Genomic DNA, 22,445 nt, shown 5'->3' with positions numbered 1-22,445 from the left:
TTGCGTCAATCCCCTTTAATTTCCGTGATTTTGCCGGTTTATAATGTTGCCCCTTATTTAACTCAATGTTTACGTAGTCTTTTAACACAAACTTATCAAAACTTAGAAGTGATCTTGATCGACGACGGTTCAACGGACCATTCAGCGGCGATTTGCCGGCAGTTTAGTCAAGACCCGCGGGTCCATTTTTACCAACAAACCAATCGTGGCCTGGCCTGCACGCGTAATCGTGGCCTGGCATTGGCCCATGGCGATTACTTGAGTTTTGTGGACAGTGACGACTGGCTGGCACCAGATACCTATGCCACATTGCTCGGTGCTTGCCACACCACTGGCGCTGATATTGCGGTTTGTGGCCGCTACCTCACTACTGAAGCTGGCCACGTGCAAGCCCAGCGTTTCAGCCAGTCCCAAATGGCCTACAACCGCGTTGAAGCCATGCGCGCGTTATTGCTTGAAGAAGCCTTTGATGCTTCTTTGGCAGACAAGCTCTTTCACTGTAGCTGCTTAACTGGGATTCAATTTCCCGCTGGCAAGCTTCACGATGATGTGGGCACCTTTTATCAGATCCTGCACCGCAGTCAGCAGCTAGTGCACGTTGGCCGGCCTTTATACTATTACCGCCAACGGGACAATAGCATTTCCGTGCTACCATTATCCCAAGCCAAATTAGACTTATTGCACTTCGCCCAACAAATTCAATACTTCATGCACCAACATTATCCGCAACTGCACACCGAAACCGCTAGCTTTTACTACCGCATTCTGAAAAATTTCCGCGCCCAACTCAGCTTGCATCAAGCCACCGATCCAGCTGTGGCCCAACAAATTATTCACGCCTTTAACCAAGTTTTTTGGCAAGCCTTACGCGCGCCGCATTTATCCCGCCGTGATAAATTGGTGATCATCGCCAATCGGATCGGCTGCTACCGGTGGTTACGCCACCGCCAATTGATTGCCACAAACAGCACATCGAAGTGAGGTGTTTTGATGGCTAAAGATCGTTTTAAACATACCTTATTAAATTCCTCTATTGCCACACTGTCACAAGGCATTAGTTTAATTTTAAAATTCGGGATCCAAACCTTATTCATTCAAATTTTAGGTGCCCGTTATCTTGGGACTAACAGCTTATTTGCGAACCTCATGCTCTTTTTGGCCCTGTTTGAATTTGGCGTGAGTAGCGCGATTGTATTTGCGTTATACGAGCCGCTGGCACATCAACGGCGCCAACAGATCATTGCACTGACCCAGTTGTTTCAACGGGTGTACCGCTGGCTGGGCTTGTTAAGCTTACTGATCGGCCTGGGTTTGTTGGCCTTGATTCCCACGCTTACTGGTAATCAAACCTTAGTCCCGCATTGGCAGTGGGCTTATCTCCTTTTGCTGGCCAATTACCTTCTATTCTTTTTAAACGAAGACAAGCGGCAATTACTCATTGCCGATCAGCTGGGCTACATTAGTGTCCGCAACCAATGTCTCTTCCTGGTGATTCAAAGTGTGCTGCAAGGCCTGGCATTATGGCAAACCGGCAGTTACCTGTTATTTCTTGCCATTCAACTGGGCTGCACCTTGGTCAGCAATCAGCTGATCCAGCACCATGTGCGCCAACGCTACGACTACTTAAAAAATGCAGCTCCTGAAAAAGTAGCCCCTGCGATCATGCAAGTGATCCGTAAAAACGTTCAAGGACTGATCGGCAGTCGCATTAGCCGGGTCATTGTGCAATCGAAAGACGCCATTTTAATCGGCTTACTGATCAACGTGACCACCGGTGGGATCTACGCCAACTATGCGTTGATCATCAGTGGCATCACCCTGATTTTAGAGCAGCTCACTGGCTCCGTCACGGCCAGCATTGGCAATTTAAAAGCCACCACGCAAACCCAAACACAGGCCCAAAACGTGTTTCAACTCCATTATTTTATCAACTTCGCCTGTACCTTTGTTTGCGCACTGTTCTTACTAGACTTGTTGAACCCTTTTATCCGGCTATGGTTAGGGCCGCGTTATCTGCTGCCCCAATCGGTGGTGATTCTGATCGTGCTGAATTTTGCCGCCAACCAACTGCGGCAAACCACCATTGCCTTTATTAACGCTTACGGGCTGTATTGGAAGTTTGGCTTAAAATCCGTTGTTGAAACGTTGATCAGCGTTGGCGGCTCGTTTATACTGGCCCAAGGTTTCCAGCTCGGCATTCACGGGATTCTCCTAGGCACCCTGATCAGCCAGCTTGGGCTAAACTTGTGGTGGGAACCGCGCCTGGTGTTCCAAGATGGCCTTCGCGCCCCTTTACAAGCCTATTGGCGGCGCAACTGGCGCTTCTTCGGCACCTTTATCCTGGCTTTTTGTGCCACCTTATTCATCCCGGAACAGTTGCTCACCACCGCCAGTCTCAATTTTCTCTTGCACTTTGGTATCATGTTGCTACTGGCCCCACTTAGTTTCTGGCTACTGCACCTGACCACCGCTGAATTTCAACAGGCCAAAGAACTGACCAGCCACTTGATCTGGCTATTCTGGCAACGATTACGCCCATCGCGCTGATGACGCGCTTGACAGTTTTTCAAAAGCAGGTTAAACTAAATGAAAATTAATTAAGAAAATAGTGAGATAAAGATGAGTATGGTCGCCGCAAGTCTTAGAGACTACATGGGTGCTGGAAATGTAGCTTGCATGATCTGAAGATGGTCTTTAACTGAATGCCACTAGGTTGCGGCCCCTTAACGCCGACTTGAGTTTACTTTCAAGAAAGTAAAGCAACCAAGGTGGTACCGCGTCGATCACGCCCTTGACAATTTTGTGAAGGGTCTTTTTTTGGCCTTATTTTGAACGCTCACATTTAGAAAGTAGGTATTTTTATGACACAAACTGCACCGTTTCGCTTTGACCAAGTTGGGAGCTTACTCCGGACACCAGCCCTTAAACAAGCCCATCAACAATTCGCCGAGCACGCCATTTCAGCCGCTGAACTCCAAACTGTCCAACAAGCAGAAATCAAAAAAATCGTTGACCAACAGCTGAAGCTGGGTTTAAAAGCGGTCACTGATGGTGAATTTAGCCGTTCTTGGTGGCACTTAGACTTTTTATGGGGTCTCAATGGCGTTAGCAAATATGATTACCAAAAGAGTTATAAATTTCATGGCAGCAAAACGCGAACTGACAACGCGACATTAACCGGCCCAGTGGGTTACAACCCAGACCATCCGTTCTTTGCAGCTTTTAGCTACCTACAATCGCTGGTACCAGCAGGTGTCTTCGCCAAACAAACCATTCCTTCTCCAACCATGTTATTCCGGGACAACCGTAGCGACAATGCCGATCAATTTTACGATACCCATGCAGCTTACTTAGATGCTTTGGCTCAAGCTTATCATGAAACCATCGAACATTTTTACGAACTCGGTTGCCGCTATATTCAATTAGACGACACCACCTGGGCCTTTTTGATCAACCAGTTGAATGAAACCAAAGACCAACCGGCTGAACAAGCCAAATATCGTCAAATGGCTGAAGATTCCGTTTATGTGATCAACAAATTATTAGCTGGCTTGCCAACTGACTTAACGGTAACCACCCACATTTGCCGTGGGAACTTCCGGTCCACCTTCTTGTTTGCCGGTGGCTACGATGTAGTGGCTGACTATTTGGCCCAATTAAACTACAACGGGTTGTTCTTAGAATATGATAACGACCGTGCTGGGGATTTCAGTCCTTTGGCTAAAATTTGGCACAACGATGCCAACAAACGCATTGTTTTAGGCTTGGTTACTTCTAAATTCCCTGAATTAGAAGACGTGGCTCAATTAAAGGCACGCATCAGTGAAGCTGCTAAAACGGTGCCATTAAGCAATTTAGCCCTTTCAACCCAATGTGGGTTTGCATCAACCGAAGAAGGCAATCAACTGACGGCTGACGAACAATGGGCCAAATTGAAATTGGTCATTGACACCGCTCAATCAGTTTGGTCAGACGCTGAATAAACAAAAACGAGTTCGCAAATTTGCGAGCTCGTTTTTTAATTGGCTGCTAACCGTTGGTAAAGTTGAATCATTTCTGCCGCTAAGTCACAAAATGTAATGGCGTTCATCACATGATCTTGGGCGTGAACCATGAGTAATGTCACCGGAATATGCTCCCCGTGTGCTTCATTGGCCACCAAGTCGGTTTGCACTTGATGTGCCTGCGTCAGCATCTTACGCGCTTGCTTCAATTGCGTTTGAGCTGCCTCAAAATCATCATGCCGTGCTGATTGAATCGCCGTTTGGGCTATTTTTTTGGCCTGACTGCCTGTACTGATCAATGCCATTATGGCCTGGGTGGTTTGTGTATCTTCTGCCGCCATAGCTTACCTTCTCACTACTTTCAAAATTAAATTCATAATTAGAGCATAGCCTGTTCATCAACCTTTGGCAAGGGCTTTCACTTGCAAGTTCAAAAGCAACCAAAAAGCCAACGCCTTAGCAGTCGGCCACGGGAAGGACGACTACTGGCATTGGCCTTCATTGGTTTGGTCATCGCCCTATTGCAACTGACAATAGGTTAAAAGTGAGGATCAACGGGCTAACCGCTGCTGATCCATTTCAATTGCACCATCATCTCACCGCTCCTTTTATTTCATCATATAACCCGTTTTTTAATCTTTTTTTAATTATGTCTTATTTTTAAGTACGCGTCAAGGATTTCACTAGCTATTTTTGGTCTCTTTCGGTATGCTTAAGTTAAAAGTTATTGCTTATATAAGTACAATTTATTCTAATATCGGCTAGCGCATTTACCTCGCACCGGCATGCTTATCATATAGACATTAGCGTATTTAGGAGCCATATTTCCATCGTGGCGCTTTTCGCCCGAGGGAATGGACATCCTCCGGAATAAGATTTTACGTTAGCAAAATAATCCTTAGAGAACTTAGGAAGGCCATGTGTCCTGCGGCGTGGGTTGACACCACAAGAATGGTCATCCTCCGAAAATAAGATTTTGCGTTAGCAAAATGACATTAGATCATTTAGGAGGTTTTTATGCAAAATATGATGCTTGATCTGATCGAACAATTTGGTTACCTCGGCGTCTTTTTACTGATTACCATTGAAAATGTTTTTCCCCCGATTCCCTCAGAATTGGTCCTGACATTTGGCGGTTTTATGACTACCCAAACTGACTTGGGTTTGGTCGGTGTAATTTTAGCGGCAACGGCAGGCTCCGTACTAGGCGCACTGATTCTCTATGGCGTAGGCCGCCTGCTGAGCACGGAACGGTTGGAGCGCTTTACAGCAAGTCGTTTAGGGCGCTTGTTACGGTTAAAAAAAAGCGACATTCGGCGTGCCGAAGCCCGGTTTCAAAAGCACGGCGGTGTGACGATCTTCTTCTGTCGGTTTATTCCCGTCATTCGAAGCTTGATCTCAATTCCAGCGGGTACCACTAAAATGCCTTTACCTGGCTTTATCCTCTTAACCACCCTAGGCACTTTGGTCTGGAATACCGTTTTGGTGATTCTTGGGCGTTTTGCCGGCCATGCCTGGCATCAAATCGCAGATTACGTCGACTTACTGACCTATGGCGTATTAGGCATTATTGCGCTACTGGCTATCTACTATGGCTATCGTTACATTAAATCACGTTCAAAAAAAACGCTGTGACAGTCAGGTCACAGCGTTTTTAGTCGATTTCTTTATTGGCATCTTCGCGATAATGGGCCATTTTTGCTTTAAATAACGCCCCATTACTCGGCGGCGTATACGAGATTGCATTGGCACCAGCCGCAATCGCTGCCGCAATCGTTGCATCCGTAGGGCCACCCGTCGCAATGATCGGCAGTTCCGGGTAGCGTTGGCGCACCGATTTAACAATCTCAACCGTTGCCGCGGCACCAGAAATATTGACAATATCCACACCAGCCGCTAAATAAGGCGCCAGGTCGGTTTTGGCAGATACCACGGTTAAAATAATCGGAATATCAATCACTTCTTCTACGCGCTGAATCGTTGCCACTGGGGTTGGTGCATTTAAAACCACCGACAAGCTGCCAAGACTTTCTGCAAACAAGCTCATGTTCATGGAACGCTCACCGTGCGTCAAGCCACCACCGATCCCAGCCAAAATCGGAATGTCAGCGGACATACTGATTGCCTGCATAATGGCTGGATGCGGCGTAAAGGGATAAACCGCCAACACGGCATCTGCATTAATATTGCGGATCAAGGCAATATCAGTTGAAAAAACAATTGAACGAATCTTCTTCCCTAAAATAATGATGCCACTGGCTTGTTTGATGACTTCAGGGACTTTGACTAAATTTTGCCGTAACGCTGTGGTCACTTCTGGTACCATTTGCTCACCTCATCTCTCATTTAACTTAAAGCTAACGGGCTGAAAAAGCAAGTCTTCTAGGCGGCTGGATCGTCGGGTAAGGCCAATAATCTCGGTTTGCCAAAATAATACCCTTGTAAAATTGTGGGCGCATACTGATTTAATGCGGCTAAGTCTGCGGCAGATTCAAATCCTTCAACTGCAAAAGCTTTATGTTGTCGCCGCGCTAATTCACGCCAGAAACGCAAACGGGGTGCCAAACTTGCCAAGTCCATTGCCGGTCGAAAGTTTTGCAATGCAAACTTATATTCCACCACATACGGGGCCAACGCCGCTACCAACGCCAGTTGATTGGCGCCAGTGCCAACATCATCAAGGCAGACCTTTAAACCAGCCTGCTGAAAATCAGCAGCAGCTTGAATCAAAGCTGCCATTGGCGTTGCCGTTGGTTGCTCGGTTAATTCCACGTACAATTGAATCTTGGTCTGTGCTTGGACTTGCGCCAATAAAGGTTGAAAAGCCGGCTCAACAAACTGCGCTTGATTCAAATTAAAAGAGATCAACACTAAATCCTGCGGTAGTGTTTGAATGGTTTGACACAGTAACTGACTTAAAGTATTGGCACTAAACTGTTGAAATTGCGTGGGTAACCGCCAACAACCTTTGTAAGTCTCCCGTAGCAGGAACTCATAGCCAATCAGTTTTTGTGTCCGACAGTCAAATTTAGGTTGTCCAAAAAAACGAATCATCATGACCAGTCCCTTCTTTTATAAAAAAAACGACCCAAGCTTGTCTTTCTCAAGCGCGGGTCGTATCCTGATTGCAGGCGCAATCAAGTTGAGCATTTCGTCTTTAACTGTTATGTTTAGTGTAACACATGACAACGCTTTATTTAATCATTTCGTCACTTTTATTAAATAAAATTAAGCGTATGATTAGATTAGTGGGCTAAAACATTTTTCAAAGGAAGTTGATAGGATGTCTGAAATTACTGCAACTGAATTGCAACAACGTTTAAACCAGGGAACACTTCATTTGATCGATATTCGCGAACCTGACGAATTTGCGGCTGGCCATATTGCCGCTGCTAAAAACATTCCCATGGCGCAATTGTTACAGGATCGTTCACTTGATCCTACCGAAACTTATTATTTGATTTGTCGAACTGGCGCGCGTACAACTTTAGCCACACAACTGTTACAGATGCAAGGTCTCAACATTGTCAATGTAACAGATGGTATCGTTGCTTGGCCAGGCGCCTTAACCGCACCTGGTAAAATTCTTCAAAGGGGGGAATAACGTGGCCTATGATCCTAAATTGATCACCCGCTTACGACGTGCTGAAGGCCAGCTGCGCGGCATTCAAAAAATGATTGCTACTGAACGCGCCAGCCAAGATGTGCTGATTCAGCTGACCGCCGTCGAAGCCAGTGTTCAAAAAGTCATGAAATTATTAGTTGCTGCTGATATTGAAAAACAATTGACTGAGCCGCCAACTGAAGAACTCACTGCTGCATTAAACTTAATTGACAAACTATAGCCTAACCAAAAAAAGTAGCCTCCCAGCTGTCCTGCATAACAGTTAGGAGGCTATTTTTTGCACTTTTTTAAGCAGCCGTACGATCCATGGTTTGATAAGTGAGCTTTAACCAGTACGTCATCCCAAATGATGCGATCAGGAAAAAAGTAACGATCACATAAGGATAATGCGGACTTACGTCTAATAATGCCCCTGACATAATGGGCCCAATGATATTGCCCACACTGGTCAGTGACATGTTCAACCCGTTGATCAGGCCTTGATTGTCCGGACTAATTTTAGTCAGCAACGTGGTAATGGCTGGCCGTAAGAGATCAAATGCCGAAAAGACAAACAAGGTAGCCACGATCACTTCCCACTTTTGATGCGCCAATAAGATCCAAATCGTGCCCAGGGCACTGATCAAAAAACAATAGCGAATGACCCGGGTCTCCTGAAACCACACCACCAACCGGTCGAATAATACCACCTGTAAAAACAATGATGTTAAACCGTTTAACGTTAAGACTAACGCGATATTCCCCAGGCTAAAATGGAACACTTCATTCACGTAAATGCTGTAAATACTTTCAAAACCTTGTAAGCCAAACGATGAGATCAAAATCAAGGCAAATAGCAATACAATTGCGCCGGTGAGCAATCCCTTTAATTGACCTTTTAAAGGCTTGGGTGCAGTTGCTTCAGTAAGCTGGGTTTTAAAGTTTGGCAATAACCAGGCCAAGGCAATTGCGCTTAGCAATCCTAGTGCACCGGCTGACCAAAATGGCGCTTTATAGTCGATTTTTGCCAGCAAACCACCGATCCCCGGTCCTAAAATCAAACCGCCACTAAACGCCGCTGACAACCAGCCGATCACCTTTGCTCGCTGCCGATGGGTGGTAATATCGGCGGCCAGTGCCATGGCCGTTGGCACCACCATGGCCGCTGATAAACCACCCACTAACCGGGAGATATTGAACATGTACAAATGGTTGGTTAAGGCAAATAAAATTTCAGAAACCATGTACAACGCCAACCCGACCACCAGCACTGGCTTGCGTCCAATGCGATCCGAAAGGCGCCCCACAATTGGCGACGCCACAAACTGGGCCAAGGCAAATAAGGCCGTCATGATTCCCATATCCGTCGCCGTTAAATGCAATTCATTTTTAATGAACGGCATTACTGGAATCACCAAACTAATTCCTAAACAAACCAAAAATTCACTTAATACTAAAATAAAAATCGCCCGTTTTGTTTGTGCCGTCACGTTTTAACAACCCCTTCATCAAATATCGTTATGCCGCCATTTTGGCGCACAATAGCGCTTAGTATACCAGGTTTTTGCCGTGCAAGTCTAGCCTGTGACTTGCATCTTTGACTTGGATCATGCTACAATGTAAAAAATTAAAATCAGAAACGAGGGATTGGTCCGTTGAGAAACTAAGTTAATTTGAAAATTGTATGTCCTGTGAGGCCCACCAAGGGCGTCGTGACAGCTTTTTCAGAATTAACTGGTTTCACGGATCAGTCTCTTTTTGTGTACTTTTTTAAGTGACGGTTCTTTTTGCAGTTTTTTCTGAAGGCAGAAAGAAGGTCTTTTAATGTCCAAAATTGAAATTAAACAACTTACCTTTGCTTATCCTGGTCAAGCGCCGATTTTTGATCAAACACAATTACACCTGGAAAGCCAGTGGCATTTAGGCTTAGTTGGCCGCAATGGTCGCGGCAAAACCACCCTATTGCGTTTGCTGCAACATCAGCTGCCTTACCAAGGCCAGATTCAAACCACACTGCACTTCAACTACTTTCCACAACCATTGGCTGATCCTGATCAACTGACACTGGATGCGTTAACCGAAAATCAGCCGGTGGCACAATGGCAGCTGGAACGCGAACTAAACCTCATGGGCGTGGATTCTGATCTATTATGGCGCCCGTTTAATACCCTTTCCGGCGGTGAACAAACCAAAGTCCAATTAGCCTTGCTTTTTTGCGCCGAACAGGCTTTTCCGCTACTAGATGAACCCACCAACCACCTGGATCTCAAAGGTCGTGAACAAGTCGCAGCCTACCTCAACCGGAAACAAACCGGCTTTATCGTCGTGAGTCATGACCGCCACTTTTTGGATCAGGTTACCGACCATATCTTGGCCATTGAAAAACAACAAATTCAGTTAAGTCATGGCAATTTTAGCACCTACGAAACGCAAAAGGCGCGCGTTGATGCATCAGAACGCGCTCAAAATCAACAGCTCAAACACGAAATTGGCCGTTTAAAACAAACCGCGGCTGAAAAAGCCAGCTGGTCCCAAGCGCGAGAAGGTGATAAATACGGCAATCCCCACCAAAAAGGCAGTGGTGCCGTTTACGATACCGGTTTTATCGGTGCCCGCGCTGCTCGCACCATGAAACGTTCCAAAAGTTTGCAACAACGCCTAGGCAAAGAAATCACAGCTAAAGAACAGTTATTGCAAAATGTGGAAACTACAGACCCGCTGACGTTGAACTTTCGGCCCAGTCACCACCAGCAGTTATTACAAGCCCGGCAACTGCAGTTAGGGTATGACCAACCTTTATTCCAACCGCTAGATTTCACGTTAATGGCCGGTGACCAACTGGCACTGTTAGGCCCCAATGGCAGTGGTAAATCAACTTTGATCCACTACTTGATGCACACCTTTACAGGCACTGTTACCGGTGAATTACAACGTCCCCAACACCTAAGTGTCAGCTATGTGCGCCAAAATAATACGGATAACCACGGTACTTTGCAGGATTTTGCCCGAGAAAGCGGCTTGGATTATGCTAGCTTTTTAAATAATTTGCATAAATTGGGGTTACCGCGTCAAGCCTTTGCGCAACGCATTGAAGAATTAAGCATGGGCCAGCGTAAAAAAGTCGAACTGGCCAAATCTCTGGCCTATCCAGCGGAATTATTTATTTGGGATGAACCGTTAAACTACCTAGACGTCTTTAACCAAGATCAACTGGTCCAACTGATCAAAAGTGTCCGCCCCACCTTATTACTCGTCGCACACGACCAACACTTTATTGAACAAGTGGCCAGCCAAACGGTCACGTTAAAAGCATGCCATTAAAAAAGGAGCTCGGGAGAAAATCCCAGCTCCTTTTTACGACTGTGGCCACTGATAAACCGTGACGGTTTGGCCTAATGCTAAGGCTTGATTGCGCGGTTGCTCAATCAAACAATTGCTATCGACTAAATTATGAAAAACGGAAGAATGATGACCACCAGGCGTGATCTTTACGCCAGCCGGTGTTAATTGGCCGCGCATAAAGTTACGCAAGTGCCGCGGCTTAGAATCGCCCACCAACAACGGCACTTGCCGCTGCTGCAAGTTAAACTGTTGATTGCCTAAGAAATGTGCTAAAAGTGGCCAATACAACAGATGAAAATTTACCATGGAAGCAAATGGATTACCGGATAACGCTAAGATCACCTTATGCTGCCAAGTTGCGGCCATTAATGGTGTTCCTGGCTTCATTTGAACAAAATGGAATAATTCTGTCCCTGAAATGGCACGAATCGCCCCTGGAATAAAATCCCGTTGTCCTACTGAAACGCCACCAGTGGTGATGATCAAATCCACTTGATCCGCATATTGTTGCAAGATCTGCACAAACTGATTGGGATCATCGGGACAAGTCAGACGAAAAACCACCTGACTGCCTGATTGTCGCAAATACTGTGCCAATGCAAATGTGGTACTATTATAAATCTGACCGGCTTGTAAGGCCTGGCCTGGCTGGGCCAACTCATTGCCGGTGGCCAATAGTCCTACTCGTAGTGGACGCAACACTTCAATTTCAGTTAACCCTAGACTGGCTAGAACGCCAATACTTTCACAGTTTAAACGGCTGTGAGCCGGAAAAATCATTTGACCTGGGCGAATATCTTCGCCAATGGGCGCAAAATTCTGCCCGACGGTAACCGCACGTTGAATGGCGACTGTTTTTTCACCATAGTCCGTGAGCTCTTGCTTCACCACTGCATTGTAGCCTTTCGGAATGGCACCACCTGTCATAATGCGCACCGTTGTACCGGGTTTGGCCTGAAAACCTGCCGGATCATCCCCGGCAAATAAACTACCTTGTACCGTTAAATAAACCGGCCGCTCAGGTGTTGCTGCTAGCGTATCTTCTGCAAAAACGGCATAGCCGTCCATGCCAGAACGTTCAAAATTTGGGACTGCAATTGGTGCTAATAATTCATGTGCCGTTACCCGTCCAAAGGCTTCCTCAATGGGCAGGCGCTCCGTTTTGGTTTGTGGCGTCAGATGTTGTTTTGCTAAGGCGACTGCTTGTTCTAATTCAATCATCACCTTGTCCTTCTTTCTAATCAGGATTGCTTTACACCATCTACTTTACAGGTTCAATCGCCACAGCACAAACTTTATATTCAGGAATAATGGCAATGTCATCACAAACTGAATTGGTGATCTCATTTACATTGCCATCTGGGAAATGGAAGGTCATAAAGACGGCATCCGGCAAAACTTGATCCCCAACAGCTGCATAAGTCTCAATAGTCCCCCGCCGTGAATAGACACGTACTTTATCCCCATCTTTAATACCCATTTCATTGGCATTTTGCGTGTTCATTTCAATATAAGAATGCGGTGCCAATTGATTAATGCCTGCTGTTCGCTTGGTCATCGCCCGTGTGTTGTAATGGTACAACATCCGCCCCGTCGACAAGAGATAAGGATAAGCGTCATCTGGTAATTCTTTGGCTGGCTTATAAGGAATCGCCATAAACAAGCCCTTCCCACGACTAAATTCCCCAACATGCATAATTGGTGTGCCTGGGTCATCTTGGCTCCGACAAGGCCATTGCAAGCCTTCAATGGCTTCTAACCGTTTAAAGTTGACCCCCGCAAAGGTTGGCACCACACTGGCAATTTCATCCATGATCTGGCTAGCAGATGGATAAGCCATTGGATAGCCCATGCGTGTGGCAACTTCACAGAAAATGCGATAGTCTTCCCGTGCACCACCACGTGGCTGAACAGCCTGCCGTACCCGTTGGATCCGTCGTTCTGTATTCGTAAATGTCCCATCTTTTTCAGCAAAACTGATTCCTGGTAACACCACATCAGCGTATTCAGCTGTTTCAGTCATAAAGAGTTCTTGTACCACTAAGAAATCTAGGTTTTCCAGCGCTTTACGAACGTGTGAAATATCAGGATCCGTCACAATTGGATCTTCCCCAAAAATGTACAGCCCTTTAATATCACCTTTGATTGCAGCTGGCAAAACTTGGGTTGAGGTTAACCCAACGTTGGGATTTAAGTCAGTTGCCCAAGCACGTTCAAATTTTTCAACCACACCAGGTTGGTTGATTTTTTGATAACCTGGGAAATCAAATGGAGAACAGCCCATATCACAGGCCCCTTGCACGTTATTTTGACCCCGTAATGGGTTGACTCCACAACCTGGCCGCCCTAATTTACCCACTAACATGGCTAAATTAGACATGCTCATGACGCCTTCAGTGCCCGTTGAGTGTTCCGTGACGCCTAAACAATAAATAATCGGTGCTTTGTCTGCTTTCGCATACAGTTCGGCGGCTTTGATCAAATCAGCTGGATCGATCTCACAAATTTTTGCAACCTTTTCAGGCGTATAATCTGCCACTAAGGCCTTCATTTCCTCGAAACCTTCAGTGCGTTTTGCAATAAAGGCATCATCGGCCCAACCATTTTCGATAATAATGTGCATTAAGCCATTGATCAAGGCAACGTTGGTCCCAGCTTTCGCTTGAACGTGTAATTCAGCGTGCCGTGCTAAATCGATTTTACGCGGGTCGATCACGACTAATTTAGTGCCATTTTGAACAGCCTGTCGAATTTGTGATCCGATCACGGGATGCGCTTCTGTGGTATTTGAGCCAATCAGTAAAATCGTATCCACATCTTGGGTAATATCAGCAATAGTGTTGGTCATGGCGCCACTGCCCAAAGTTTGTGCCAAGCCATGCACGGTTGCAGAATGACAGACCCGTGCACAATTATCCACATGATTGGTGCCAAACGCAGTCCGCATCATTTTTTGGAAAACGTAGTTATCTTCGTTGGTTGACCGTGAACACGAGAAGCCTGCCAAACTACTGCCACCATAAGTGGCTTTCAGCGCGCCAAAACGGCTGGCAATCAAGCTTAAAGCCTCATCCCAAGTGGCCTTTTCAAACTGACCGTTACGTTTGATCAATGGGGTGTCTAACCGATCACCAGATGCCACAAATTTGTAAGACGCAAATTTACCTTTCACACACAATAAATTGCGGTTTGCGGCGCCATTTGCTGGTTCTGCGCCTACGATCGTATTGTTCTTAACCAATAAATCAACTTGGCACCCCGTCCCGCAATGTGGACAAGTGGTCCGCACTTTGGTGGTCTCCCAAGTTCTAAAATGCCGTTGGTCTTTGGAAGACAAGGCCCCCGTTGGACAAACCGAAACACAGTTGCCGCAAGACTCGCACATGGATTCATCCCAGTCTTCCCCGTAACAAGGTAACATTTTAGTATCAAAACCCCGGTGGGAAATGCTAATAATGTCACGGCCTTGCCGCAATTGACAAACACGTGAACAACGCCGACACATAATACATTTTTCTGGATCATAATCGAAAAATGGGTTGGTGACATCTTGTTGGTTCGCAGGTTGCCGCCGACCATGCAGGCTGGTTTCCAGTAACCCATATTCTAAGCTATAATCTTGTAACTTACAGTCCCCGTTACTGGGACACTTAAAGCAATCCAATTTATGATTACTCAGCAATAGATCCAAAACAAAGCGCCGCGAATTACGAATCTTTTCGTTTTGTGTGTGAATTACCATCCCGTCTTTGGCATGCTCTGTACAAGCCGTGACCAAGCCGCCTTTACGGCCGCCTTCAACTTCCACCATGCACATCCGACATGAACCATCTGGCGCTAGTTCCTTCAAATAACACAAGGTCGGAATCTCAATGTTAGCCTTGGCAGCTGCTTTTAAAAGTGTTGTCCCTTTCGGCACCGTCACGCTTTGACCGTCAATGGTCAACGTGACAGTTGCAATTGCTGTTTCAGTTGCTGTCATTACCACATAACCTCCCTTTGTTCGGCAGTTTGCTGATTGATTGCCGCTGCAAATTCATCAGGAAAAAGCTTCAAACCACTTTCCATTGATGTTGTGACGGAACGCCCTAACCCACATGCGGATAGTTGTGTCACGTGCGTCATCATGCTTTTTAAAACTTCTAAATCGCCTGGTACAGCAATTTTTTGTTGGAATTTTTCTAATAATTCTTGGATCCGTAAGGTACCAATTCGGCAAGGGGTACATTTCCCACAAGATTCATGGGTAAAGAACTGCGACACACTGGTTAAGTAGTCCACAATACTGACACTATCATCTAACACCACCAATGCCCCTGAACCGATGGATAAGTCATAATCCCATAAGCCATCATAGGAATAGATACAATCTTTTAGTTGCGCAACGGCACCGATTGGACCAGATTGACCGCCAAAATGGATAAACTTCAAAGGTCGGCCTGTGCTACTGCCACCACCGTATTGGTCTGAATAAATCAGATCATATAAAGGGGTGCCGAGATTCACTTCATACAAGCCACGGTTTTTCACATGCCCTGTTAAGCAGATCAGTTTAGTGCCACCGCCATCTTTGGTTCCTAAGTTCAAAAAGGCGGCGCCACCTTCACGTACAATCACTGAAATATCAGCAAAAGATTCCACATTGTTCACCAAAGTAGGTTTGAGATACAAGCCCACTTCCGCTAAGTGTGGCGGCTTCACTCGTGGCCGACCTGTTTTGCCTTCAATTGAGTTTAATAAAGCTGAGCTTTCGCCGCAAACATAGGCCCCCGCACCTGAAATAATGCGAATATCGTAGTTAAAACCAGCAATCCCTAAAATGTTTTCACCTAAGAAATTAGCCTGACGGGCATGTGCTAAAGCCTGTGCAAATTGCCGGTGTAAACTCCGATATTCACCACGCATGTAAATATAACCTTGTCGAGCACCGAAAAGATAGCCGGCAATGGTCATCCCTTCGATGACAGCTAACGGATCGCTCATTAGCAATGCTTTATCCTTAAAGGTCCCTGGTTCGCCTTCGTCTGCATTACACACAATATATTTGGTGTCACCAGCAGACTGATATAAGCTACGCCACTTTTTACCGGCTGGGTAAGCGGCCCCACCGCGACCACGTAATAGGGCCGTATCTAATTCATCTAAAATCGCGGTTTTTTCCATGGTAACGGCTTTTTTCAAAGCATCGTAACCGGCTAATTCACAAAACGCAGCCACGTTTGTAGGGTCAGCTTTTAAGGCGTCAAAACGCGCGGTTAAAACAGGTTGTTCTCTTGTAATCATCTAAAACGCCTCCTACAATTCCGGGTAACGTCCTGCACGTAAATCGCTGATCAGTTGTGCAACATCATCAGCGGTTAAATTAGCAAACACGCGATCCTTGATTTTAATAAAAGGTGCCTGTGCACAAGCACCGACACAAGGAATACTGTGATACATGAACAAACCGTCATGGGTCATTTGCCCTTCCTGAATGTCCAAGATTTCTTCAAGCTCATGACTGACAATTTGCTCGCCTGAAAAATGACACGGTGCGCTATTACAGATTTTCATCACGTAACGCGCTTGTGGTGCTTCCTTTAAAATGGCATAAAAGCTCACCATTTCATAAATTCGTGTTTCGGTCACGCCTAAGTGCGCCGCCACCAGTTGGGCGGTTGCTTGATCAATATAGCCATCACTTGATGTAAATTGTAAGTCAATTAAGATATTTAATGCTTGTTCTGGATTCGCATGATATCGATTAATAATGGCGATTTTCTCGTCTGTTGTAATGTTTGCCATCGATATGACCCGTTCCAAAAACTCATTTTCCTAACAAAGGTTGATAACAGTCGTGGCCACGATCGTAATCCTTGGGTTTCACGGCATCAAATTCTGTGAGAATGGTTTGAGTTAATGGCCTTTCTGTTGAATTTCATTAAAGTTGATGTTGGTTTAACCAACGGATTGCAACCGCCAAGTCCCTGGTTGCTGAATTTGAATTTGGGCAACTTGTTGATCATCAGCGCTGGTGACCACCACATCGGCGGCAGCATACACAGCTGCTGCTGTAGGCTTAACGTTTTTATGATTGTTGATCATGACGAACAACCCTGGTTGTACCACTTGACGAATCGAATTGGATTCACAAATAATCACAGCATTCACCGGTACTTGCTGTAAAAAAGCTTGAAAGCCGGCTAATAAATGATCTTGGAAAACTTTTAATAAAAAGACCTTCTCACAGCCCGCTTTCAGTAACGCCATCGTGTCTTTTTTGCCACGGCGGTTACTTTCTTCGATCAATTCGAAACCACTACTGATACTGGTACAAATGCCACAACCGGTCCCACCGCGTTGACATTTGCCGCGGTCGCCTGTAATGGTAATAATTTTAACGGCTACCACTGGCCGCTGCTGGCCTAAGCGCTGAATAACAGACTTGGCAATCACGGTTTTACCACTGTTCCGTCCAGTTGAACCAATTTGTAACATTTGAGGCACTTGTAAAAGCTTATTCTTTTTCATTGATTATCATCCGTTCTGTTACCGGTTGTGTTTGCGTTACTGGTTTTTTGGCACCAGGAATGCTGACGTTCGCCACATAAACGGGCACTGCGAAAAATAACGCCCCACCAATTGCATTACCAATAAAAACCAGTAAAATATTTTCAAGTAATTGCCAAGTTGAAATCGTTGCACCAGCTAAAACACCTGCTGTGAGAATAAACGCATTGGCCACCACGTGCTGAAAACCACACAACACGAAAATCATAATTGGGAACCAAACGCCGACTAATTTTCCCATGAAATCGCGGCTCATGGCGCCTAAGAAAATCGCCATCCCAACTAATAAGTTACAACCGATGCCTGAAACGATCATTTGCAATGGGCTGTCGCCAACTTTTGCCAAGGCAACTGCCATGGTTTTAGCGGCAAAGTCGCCTTCTGTTAGGCCAACCACATGACCAAAGAGTACGCCAATCAAAGCGCCCCCGATACAGTTGGCAATTAAGATCAAACACCAATTTTTGATCATTTTTGCAAAATCCACTTGCTGTTCCAAACGTCCAAAAGTTAAAACCATCATATTACCAGTAACGAGTTCACCACCACAAAAGGTAATGGCTAATAAACCGATTGGAAAGACACAGGCGCCTAAAAAATTAGCTAAACTACTCCAAGCCTTTGGCACCACACCACTGACGCGAATAAACGCCAGATAACCGATTGCAATAAAAGCACCGGCTAAAATACCTAAACACAGTGCCTGACCTAAGCCAAATTGACACTTGGTTTTAGCCTTCTGCCCAAATTGTTTAATAACCTCGTTTGCTGAAAAATAATTCATCGAATCACCCTATCTTTTTTATTCGCCAACCAGGTAGTTCAGCTGGCGTATTGATATTGCGTAATTCGATGTTATTTGACTGGATCACTTTGACATCTAGTGCTTTAAAATGATAACGAATTTGTCCAATTCCTTGCTGTAATTGTGCTTTAAAAAGTGGCAGACAAGAGCGGTGGTAAAGCGCAAATAGCGTTTCAAGCCGGTCATGCTGCTGGTATAGGCCAACCTGTTGATTTGTCACAGCCGTTAATAAGGGCTGCATCAGCGTGTTGGAAATATGAGGAATGTCACAGGCCATTAAAAAAACGTATGGCGTGGTGACCTGTTCCAATGCCGTGACCAAACCGCCTAATGGGCCGCGATCACGCCATTGATCTTCGAAAATTGAGTAATCCTGAAATGCGGGTTGCGCGAGAAAAGGTTGCTTCTGATTCGTGACAAACACGACTTGTGGCAATAAGCGCCGGACAGCTGCAGCCGTTTGTGGCAATACATATTGATTGTCGCGCTTTAAAAAGGCTTTATTAAACCCCATGCGTGAGCTATGTCCACCGCATAAAATGACGCCTGTGACCTGCTGTACACTTACCATGCCAAATCCCTCCTTTTGCTTCCTGTGCTGTGAACCGATGAGCATATGACTAAATAATATTATTCACTAAAAATTATTTTTTTGCTTGTTTATATTATAGAGCGCTTACAGAAATAGTCAACCTAAATTTTGTGTGCTGTCCCTGATAAACGTGTAAAATAAGGGCTAAGACAAAAACGATTTCACTGCCTTCAGAAAGGAACTTGTTATGCTTACCCTGAAACACCTTAAAAAATATTACCAAGTCGGCGACACCGTTACCAAAGCCCTTGATGATGTTTCCGTTGCGTTTCGACCAAAAGAATTTGTTGCCATTTTAGGGCCTAGTGGTTCTGGTAAAACAACTTTACTGAACAATATTGGCGGCTTGGACATTTATGATTCAGGCGATTTGATCATTAAAGGCCGTTCAACCAAACATTTCTCGGCTTCCGATTGGGACGCCTATCGTAATAATTCAGTCGGCTTTATTTTTCAAAGTTACAATTTGATCGGTCACTTAGGGATTCTAGCCAATGTGGAAATGGGAATGACCTTAAGCGGCGTTTCCAATGACGAAAAGAAACAAAAAGCCATTGCCGCTTTAAAACGAGTTGGTCTTGGCGATCAGATCATGAAAAAACCGAATCAGCTTTCCGGCGGCCAAATGCAACGGGTGGCGATTGCCCGCGCCATTGCTAATGACCCTGAGATCTTGCTCTGTGATGAACCCACTGGTGCGCTTGATACCCATACCAGCGACCAAATCATGCAACTGATCCAAGAATTGTCACAAGAACGGCTTGTGATTATGGTGACCCATAATCCTGAGTTGGCCAAACAATACGCAACCCGGATCATCGAATTTGCAGATGGTCAGATCCAGCATGATTCCGATCCTTATCAAGACGACCAAACAGATACCGCTTTTCAATTGAAGAAAACCAAAATGACCTTTTGGACGGCTTTAAAATTATCCTTTACCAATATTCGCACGAAAAAAGCGCGAACGGCCTTAACCGCTTTTGCATCAAGTATTGGGATCATTGGAATCGCCGTGGTTTTAGCCTTATCAACTGGTTTTCAAAAACAGATCAACAAAACCCAGGCCAACACCATGGCACAATACCCGATCACGATTTCGCAAACGGCCACCTCACAAAGCGCCGCTGCAACGCGGACGAAAACAGTCCGGCACACCCAGCATGTGACGGCTGCTCTAAGCGAGGCGGATAAAGCGACTCACATCAATCAACTCACCACCAGCTATTTAAATTACGTGGCCAAATTAGACCCACATTTAAGTAAGCATATCACTTATACTTATAGCACCGGGATGAACTTACTGCGCCAGGTCAACGGCCAAGTCAAAACCGTTAAGTTTTCAAATACCAACGAAAAAAATGGCAACGCCGCCACCATGAGTGCTGCCATGAGCACGTCGGTGGGGGTTGGCGGTTCCGTTTATCCCAGTCAGCAAAGTGGTGGCCAAAGCTTTCTCAAAAAGCATTATAAAATCGTCGCTGGGAACTATCCAAAGACGGCCAACGATGTGGTGCTGATTGTTGACCGTGATCAAACGACGAATATTAATGCCTTAAAAAATCTAGGCTTGACGGTAAAAAATAACCAACAGCTTAAAGATACGCAACTTGTTGGCACAACGTTGAAATTGGTGCATAACAATGACTATTACCAAAAATTACCAACAGGCACTTACCTGCCTAAAACGGCTAACCAAGCGCTTTACAATAATGCCAACAATCAAACGTTAACGATCAGTGGTATTTTGCAGGTGCGGAATAAAGCTTCTGAAAATATTTTAGCCAACGGCATTGCTTATAGTGATCAGCTGACCCAAAACATTATTCAGGACAATCAAAATTCAGCTATTGCACAGGCTCAGAAAAAGAGTCAAACCAACGTCATGACAGGGCAAAAAGTGGATGCAACGACTCAGGCAAACCTGGTGAGTTATCTCGGTGGTTCTAAAACACCAGCCAGTATTTTGATCTATCCCAACAACTTCAAGAACAAAGATAAAGTACTTCATTATTTAGATCAATACAATCATGGCAAAACCAAAGCCAATCAAGTGATTTACACTGACCTAGCTGGTTCTGTTTCCAATTTAACGGGCGGGTTAATGGATGCGATCACCTATGTCTTGGTGGCATTTGCAGGTATTTCATTGGTTACAAGTATGATCATGATCAGTATTTTAACCTACACATCTGTGCTGGAGCGCACAAAAGAGATTGGTGTTTTAAAGGCACTTGGAGCACGTAAACGTGATATTACGCGAGTCTTTGATGCCGAAACCACAATTCTAGGGGTGGCTTCTGGCATCATTGGCGTTGTCATCGCTTGGTTAGCAACCTTCCCGATCAATACCATTTTACTTCATATGACTGATCTGCATCATGTTGCACAATTAAACCCAGTACATGCGCTGATTTTAATCATCATTAGTACTGTTTTAACCGTTTTAGGCGGACATATTCCAGCTCGAATGGCTGCTAAAAAAGACGCTGCAACGGCACTACGTTCTGAATAAACAAAAAATCAAGGTTTGCGCCTTGATTTTTATTTTGCACAAATGTGCAGATTCAACACAACTTCGTGAGTGTAACCCGTATCACCAGCCGTTTTTCTAAAATAGAACTGCCAAAGCGTAGGCAGCCACTTGAACAACCTGTTATGCTTAACTCATCAAAACACGAGGTGAACAACATGGAATTCTTACTAGATACGATTCATATTGATGATATTAAAAAATATAACGCCATGATCCCTTTGGCCGGTGTCACATCTAATCCTTCAATTGTGCATAAAGAAGGTCAGGTCGACTTCTTTAACCATTTACGTCAAATTCGTGAAATCATTGGCGCTGACAAAACGTTGCACGTGCAAGTCGTTGGTCAAACGACTGAAGCCATGTTAGCGGATGCCCACACTGTTTTAGAAAACGTCGACCATGATGTTTATATTAAGGTCCCCACCAATGAACCTGGCTTAGCAGCCATGAAGCAACTTAAGCAAGAAGGCGTGCATATTACGGCCACTGCCATTTATACTCAAATTCAAGGGTACTTAGCCATTGCTGCAGGTGCCGATTATTTAGCCCCTTACTTTAATCGCATGGTCAATGCTGATATTAACGCTGGCTTAGTGATCGCACAATTGGCTAAACAAATTGAACGTGAACATGCCAAAACCAAAATTTTAGCTGCTAGTTTCCATACCGTACAACAAGTGAATCAGGCTTTTGAAAATGGTGCCCAAGCGGCTACAATGGGCGTTGATATTTTAAAAACTGCCCTTGGCAATCCTGCCATTAGCGCTGCCGTGACTGGTTTCACATCGGATTGGGAAGATATTTACGGTCAAGGTACGACCATTACCGATTTCACAAAATAGGGCCCGTCACCTTAAAAGACCACTACTCGCATATTTTGACGTGAGTGGTGGCTTTTTAAGTTACTTTATTTTGATACATAAAAAAACAGACCCGTCAAAGACGAATCTGTCAATCGTTGCGTGGCAACTTCCTACCCTCGCAGGGGGTGCTCCCCCAACTACTCTCGGCGT

At 45.2% G+C, this 22,445-nt stretch carries 20 protein-coding genes; 9 read left to right on the top strand and 11 right to left on the bottom strand.

Annotated features, from left to right (window positions below; genetic code table 11):
* The 3 genes from FC07_RS12145 (at window position 1) to FC07_RS12135 (ending at window position 3,983) form a co-directional block, all read left to right on the top strand.
* Complete coding sequence (locus FC07_RS12145) at window positions 1-981, top strand: glycosyltransferase family 2 protein (protein ID WP_057905357.1); 981 nt, start codon at window positions 1-3, stop codon at window positions 979-981.
* 9 nt (window positions 982-990) lie between these two features.
* The gene (locus tag FC07_RS12140; protein WP_057905356.1) at window positions 991-2,547 is read left to right on the top strand and encodes a lipopolysaccharide biosynthesis protein; all 1,557 of its coding nucleotides are present in this window, start codon (window positions 991-993) and stop codon (window positions 2,545-2,547) included.
* A 314-nt stretch (window positions 2,548-2,861) separates the two neighbouring features.
* A complete protein-coding gene (locus FC07_RS12135; protein ID WP_057905355.1) occupies window positions 2,862-3,983 on the top strand; it encodes a vitamin B12 independent methionine synthase in 1,122 nt (373 codons plus the stop codon).
* Between the two features lie 35 nt (window positions 3,984-4,018).
* Here FC07_RS12135 and FC07_RS12130 read toward each other — a convergent pair whose 3' ends face one another.
* Window positions 4,019-4,345, bottom strand: coding sequence for a PTS lactose/cellobiose transporter subunit IIA (locus tag FC07_RS12130; protein WP_057905354.1), 327 nt, complete (start codon window positions 4,343-4,345; stop codon window positions 4,019-4,021).
* A 676-nt stretch (window positions 4,346-5,021) separates the two neighbouring features.
* Between FC07_RS12130 and FC07_RS12125 the strand changes: the two genes are divergently transcribed.
* Entirely contained in the window at window positions 5,022-5,639 is a 618-nt protein-coding gene (locus FC07_RS12125) for a DedA family protein (protein ID WP_057905353.1), read from the top strand.
* A 19-nt stretch (window positions 5,640-5,658) separates the two neighbouring features.
* Here FC07_RS12125 and FC07_RS12120 read toward each other — a convergent pair whose 3' ends face one another.
* Entirely contained in the window at window positions 5,659-6,330 is a 672-nt protein-coding gene (locus tag FC07_RS12120; protein ID WP_057905352.1) for a hydrolase, read from the bottom strand.
* Window positions 6,331-6,386: 56 nt separating this feature from the next.
* Window positions 6,387-7,061, bottom strand: coding sequence for an EAL domain-containing protein (locus FC07_RS12115; RefSeq protein ID WP_057905351.1), 675 nt, complete (start codon window positions 7,059-7,061; stop codon window positions 6,387-6,389).
* Between the two features lie 226 nt (window positions 7,062-7,287).
* On the opposite strand from FC07_RS12115, the gene FC07_RS12110 reads away from it, so the two are divergent.
* Window positions 7,288-7,608 (top strand): rhodanese-like domain-containing protein, encoded by a 321-nt coding sequence (locus FC07_RS12110; protein WP_057905350.1) that lies wholly within the window; start codon window positions 7,288-7,290, stop codon window positions 7,606-7,608.
* Between the two features lies 1 nt (window position 7,609).
* Window positions 7,610-7,849, top strand: a complete 240-nt coding sequence (locus FC07_RS12105) for a metal-sensing transcriptional repressor (RefSeq protein ID WP_083483312.1) — start codon at window positions 7,610-7,612, stop codon at window positions 7,847-7,849.
* Window positions 7,850-7,916: 67 nt separating this feature from the next.
* Here the strand turns inward: FC07_RS12105 and FC07_RS12100 are convergent, their stop codons facing one another.
* Complete coding sequence (locus FC07_RS12100) at window positions 7,917-9,098, bottom strand: MFS transporter (protein WP_057905348.1); 1,182 nt, start codon at window positions 9,096-9,098, stop codon at window positions 7,917-7,919.
* Window positions 9,099-9,432: 334 nt separating this feature from the next.
* On the opposite strand from FC07_RS12100, the gene abc-f reads away from it, so the two are divergent.
* Window positions 9,433-10,929, top strand: coding sequence for a ribosomal protection-like ABC-F family protein (gene abc-f / locus FC07_RS12095; protein ID WP_057905347.1), 1,497 nt, complete (start codon window positions 9,433-9,435; stop codon window positions 10,927-10,929).
* Between the two features lie 33 nt (window positions 10,930-10,962).
* Here the strand turns inward: abc-f and FC07_RS12090 are convergent, their stop codons facing one another.
* The 7 genes from FC07_RS12090 to mobA all read right to left on the bottom strand — a co-directional run bounded on the left by FC07_RS12090 (window position 10,963) and on the right by mobA (window position 18,875).
* A complete protein-coding gene (locus FC07_RS12090; RefSeq protein ID WP_057905346.1) occupies window positions 10,963-12,171 on the bottom strand; it encodes a molybdopterin molybdotransferase MoeA in 1,209 nt (402 codons plus the stop codon).
* A 40-nt stretch (window positions 12,172-12,211) separates the two neighbouring features.
* Window positions 12,212-14,932 (bottom strand): formate dehydrogenase subunit alpha, encoded by a 2,721-nt coding sequence (gene fdhF, locus FC07_RS12085; protein WP_057905345.1) that lies wholly within the window; start codon window positions 14,930-14,932, stop codon window positions 12,212-12,214.
* A complete protein-coding gene (locus FC07_RS12080) occupies window positions 14,932-16,233 on the bottom strand; it encodes a complex I 51 kDa subunit family protein (RefSeq protein ID WP_057905344.1) in 1,302 nt (433 codons plus the stop codon). Before FC07_RS12080 ends, fdhF begins: the two co-directional genes overlap by 1 nt.
* 12 nt (window positions 16,234-16,245) lie before the next feature.
* Window positions 16,246-16,734: an NADH-quinone oxidoreductase subunit NuoE family protein gene (locus tag FC07_RS12075; protein ID WP_057905343.1), complete on the bottom strand. Its 489-nt coding sequence runs from the start codon at window positions 16,732-16,734 to the stop codon at window positions 16,246-16,248.
* Window positions 16,735-16,887: 153 nt separating this feature from the next.
* Window positions 16,888-17,460, bottom strand: a complete 573-nt coding sequence (locus FC07_RS12070; RefSeq protein ID WP_057905342.1) for a hypothetical protein — start codon at window positions 17,458-17,460, stop codon at window positions 16,888-16,890.
* Window positions 17,447-18,283, bottom strand: a complete 837-nt coding sequence (locus FC07_RS12065) for a formate/nitrite transporter family protein (RefSeq protein ID WP_057905341.1) — start codon at window positions 18,281-18,283, stop codon at window positions 17,447-17,449. Before FC07_RS12065 ends, FC07_RS12070 begins: the two co-directional genes overlap by 14 nt.
* 4 nt (window positions 18,284-18,287) lie before the next feature.
* Entirely contained in the window at window positions 18,288-18,875 is a 588-nt protein-coding gene (gene mobA / locus FC07_RS12060; protein WP_057905340.1) for a molybdenum cofactor guanylyltransferase, read from the bottom strand.
* 208 nt (window positions 18,876-19,083) lie between these two features.
* Here mobA and FC07_RS12055 point away from each other — a divergent pair, with 208 nt between their 5' ends.
* Both FC07_RS12055 and FC07_RS12050 read left to right on the top strand, forming a co-directional pair.
* Window positions 19,084-21,411 carry an ABC transporter ATP-binding protein/permease gene (locus FC07_RS12055; protein ID WP_057905339.1) on the top strand — a complete coding sequence of 776 codons (2,328 nt, stop codon included), beginning with the start codon at window positions 19,084-19,086 and terminating at the stop codon, window positions 21,409-21,411.
* Window positions 21,412-21,587: 176 nt separating this feature from the next.
* Window positions 21,588-22,274 carry a fructose-6-phosphate aldolase gene (locus FC07_RS12050; RefSeq protein WP_057905338.1) on the top strand — a complete coding sequence of 229 codons (687 nt, stop codon included), beginning with the start codon at window positions 21,588-21,590 and terminating at the stop codon, window positions 22,272-22,274.
* The last annotated feature ends 171 nt before the right edge of the window (window positions 22,275-22,445 follow it).

Origin of the sequence: Loigolactobacillus bifermentans DSM 20003 (assembly GCF_001434575.1) — a bacterium.
GTDB lineage: Bacteria > Bacillota > Bacilli > Lactobacillales > Lactobacillaceae > Loigolactobacillus > Loigolactobacillus bifermentans.
This window is presented reverse-complemented; position numbering and strand designations above follow the sequence as displayed.

Bases quoted from the DNA above. Each gene is read 5' to 3' on its own strand.
- fdhF (WP_057905345.1), bottom strand. From the start codon at position 14,932: ATGACAGCAACTGAAACAGCAATTGCAACTGTCACGTTGACCATTGAC.
- FC07_RS12080 (WP_057905344.1), bottom strand. From the start codon at position 16,233: ATGATTACAAGAGAACAACCTGTTTTAACCGCGCGTTTTGACGCCTTA.
- FC07_RS12065 (WP_057905341.1), bottom strand. From the start codon at position 18,283: ATGAATTATTTTTCAGCAAACGAGGTTATTAAACAATTTGGGCAGAAG.
- FC07_RS12140 (WP_057905356.1), top strand. From the start codon at position 991: ATGGCTAAAGATCGTTTTAAACATACCTTATTAAATTCCTCTATTGCC.
- FC07_RS12110 (WP_057905350.1), top strand. From the start codon at position 7,288: ATGTCTGAAATTACTGCAACTGAATTGCAACAACGTTTAAACCAGGGA.
- FC07_RS12070 (WP_057905342.1), bottom strand. From the start codon at position 17,460: ATGAAAAAGAATAAGCTTTTACAAGTGCCTCAAATGTTACAAATTGGT.
- FC07_RS12075 (WP_057905343.1), bottom strand. From the start codon at position 16,734: ATGGCAAACATTACAACAGACGAGAAAATCGCCATTATTAATCGATAT.
- mobA (WP_057905340.1), bottom strand. From the start codon at position 18,875: ATGGTAAGTGTACAGCAGGTCACAGGCGTCATTTTATGCGGTGGACAT.
- FC07_RS12135 (WP_057905355.1), top strand. From the start codon at position 2,862: ATGACACAAACTGCACCGTTTCGCTTTGACCAAGTTGGGAGCTTACTC.
- FC07_RS12125 (WP_057905353.1), top strand. From the start codon at position 5,022: ATGCAAAATATGATGCTTGATCTGATCGAACAATTTGGTTACCTCGGC.
- FC07_RS12120 (WP_057905352.1), bottom strand. From the start codon at position 6,330: ATGGTACCAGAAGTGACCACAGCGTTACGGCAAAATTTAGTCAAAGTC.
- FC07_RS12130 (WP_057905354.1), bottom strand. From the start codon at position 4,345: ATGGCGGCAGAAGATACACAAACCACCCAGGCCATAATGGCATTGATC.
- FC07_RS12115 (WP_057905351.1), bottom strand. From the start codon at position 7,061: ATGATGATTCGTTTTTTTGGACAACCTAAATTTGACTGTCGGACACAA.
- FC07_RS12055 (WP_057905339.1), top strand. From the start codon at position 19,084: ATGCTTACCCTGAAACACCTTAAAAAATATTACCAAGTCGGCGACACC.
- FC07_RS12050 (WP_057905338.1), top strand. From the start codon at position 21,588: ATGGAATTCTTACTAGATACGATTCATATTGATGATATTAAAAAATAT.
- abc-f (WP_057905347.1), top strand. From the start codon at position 9,433: ATGTCCAAAATTGAAATTAAACAACTTACCTTTGCTTATCCTGGTCAA.
- FC07_RS12090 (WP_057905346.1), bottom strand. From the start codon at position 12,171: ATGATTGAATTAGAACAAGCAGTCGCCTTAGCAAAACAACATCTGACG.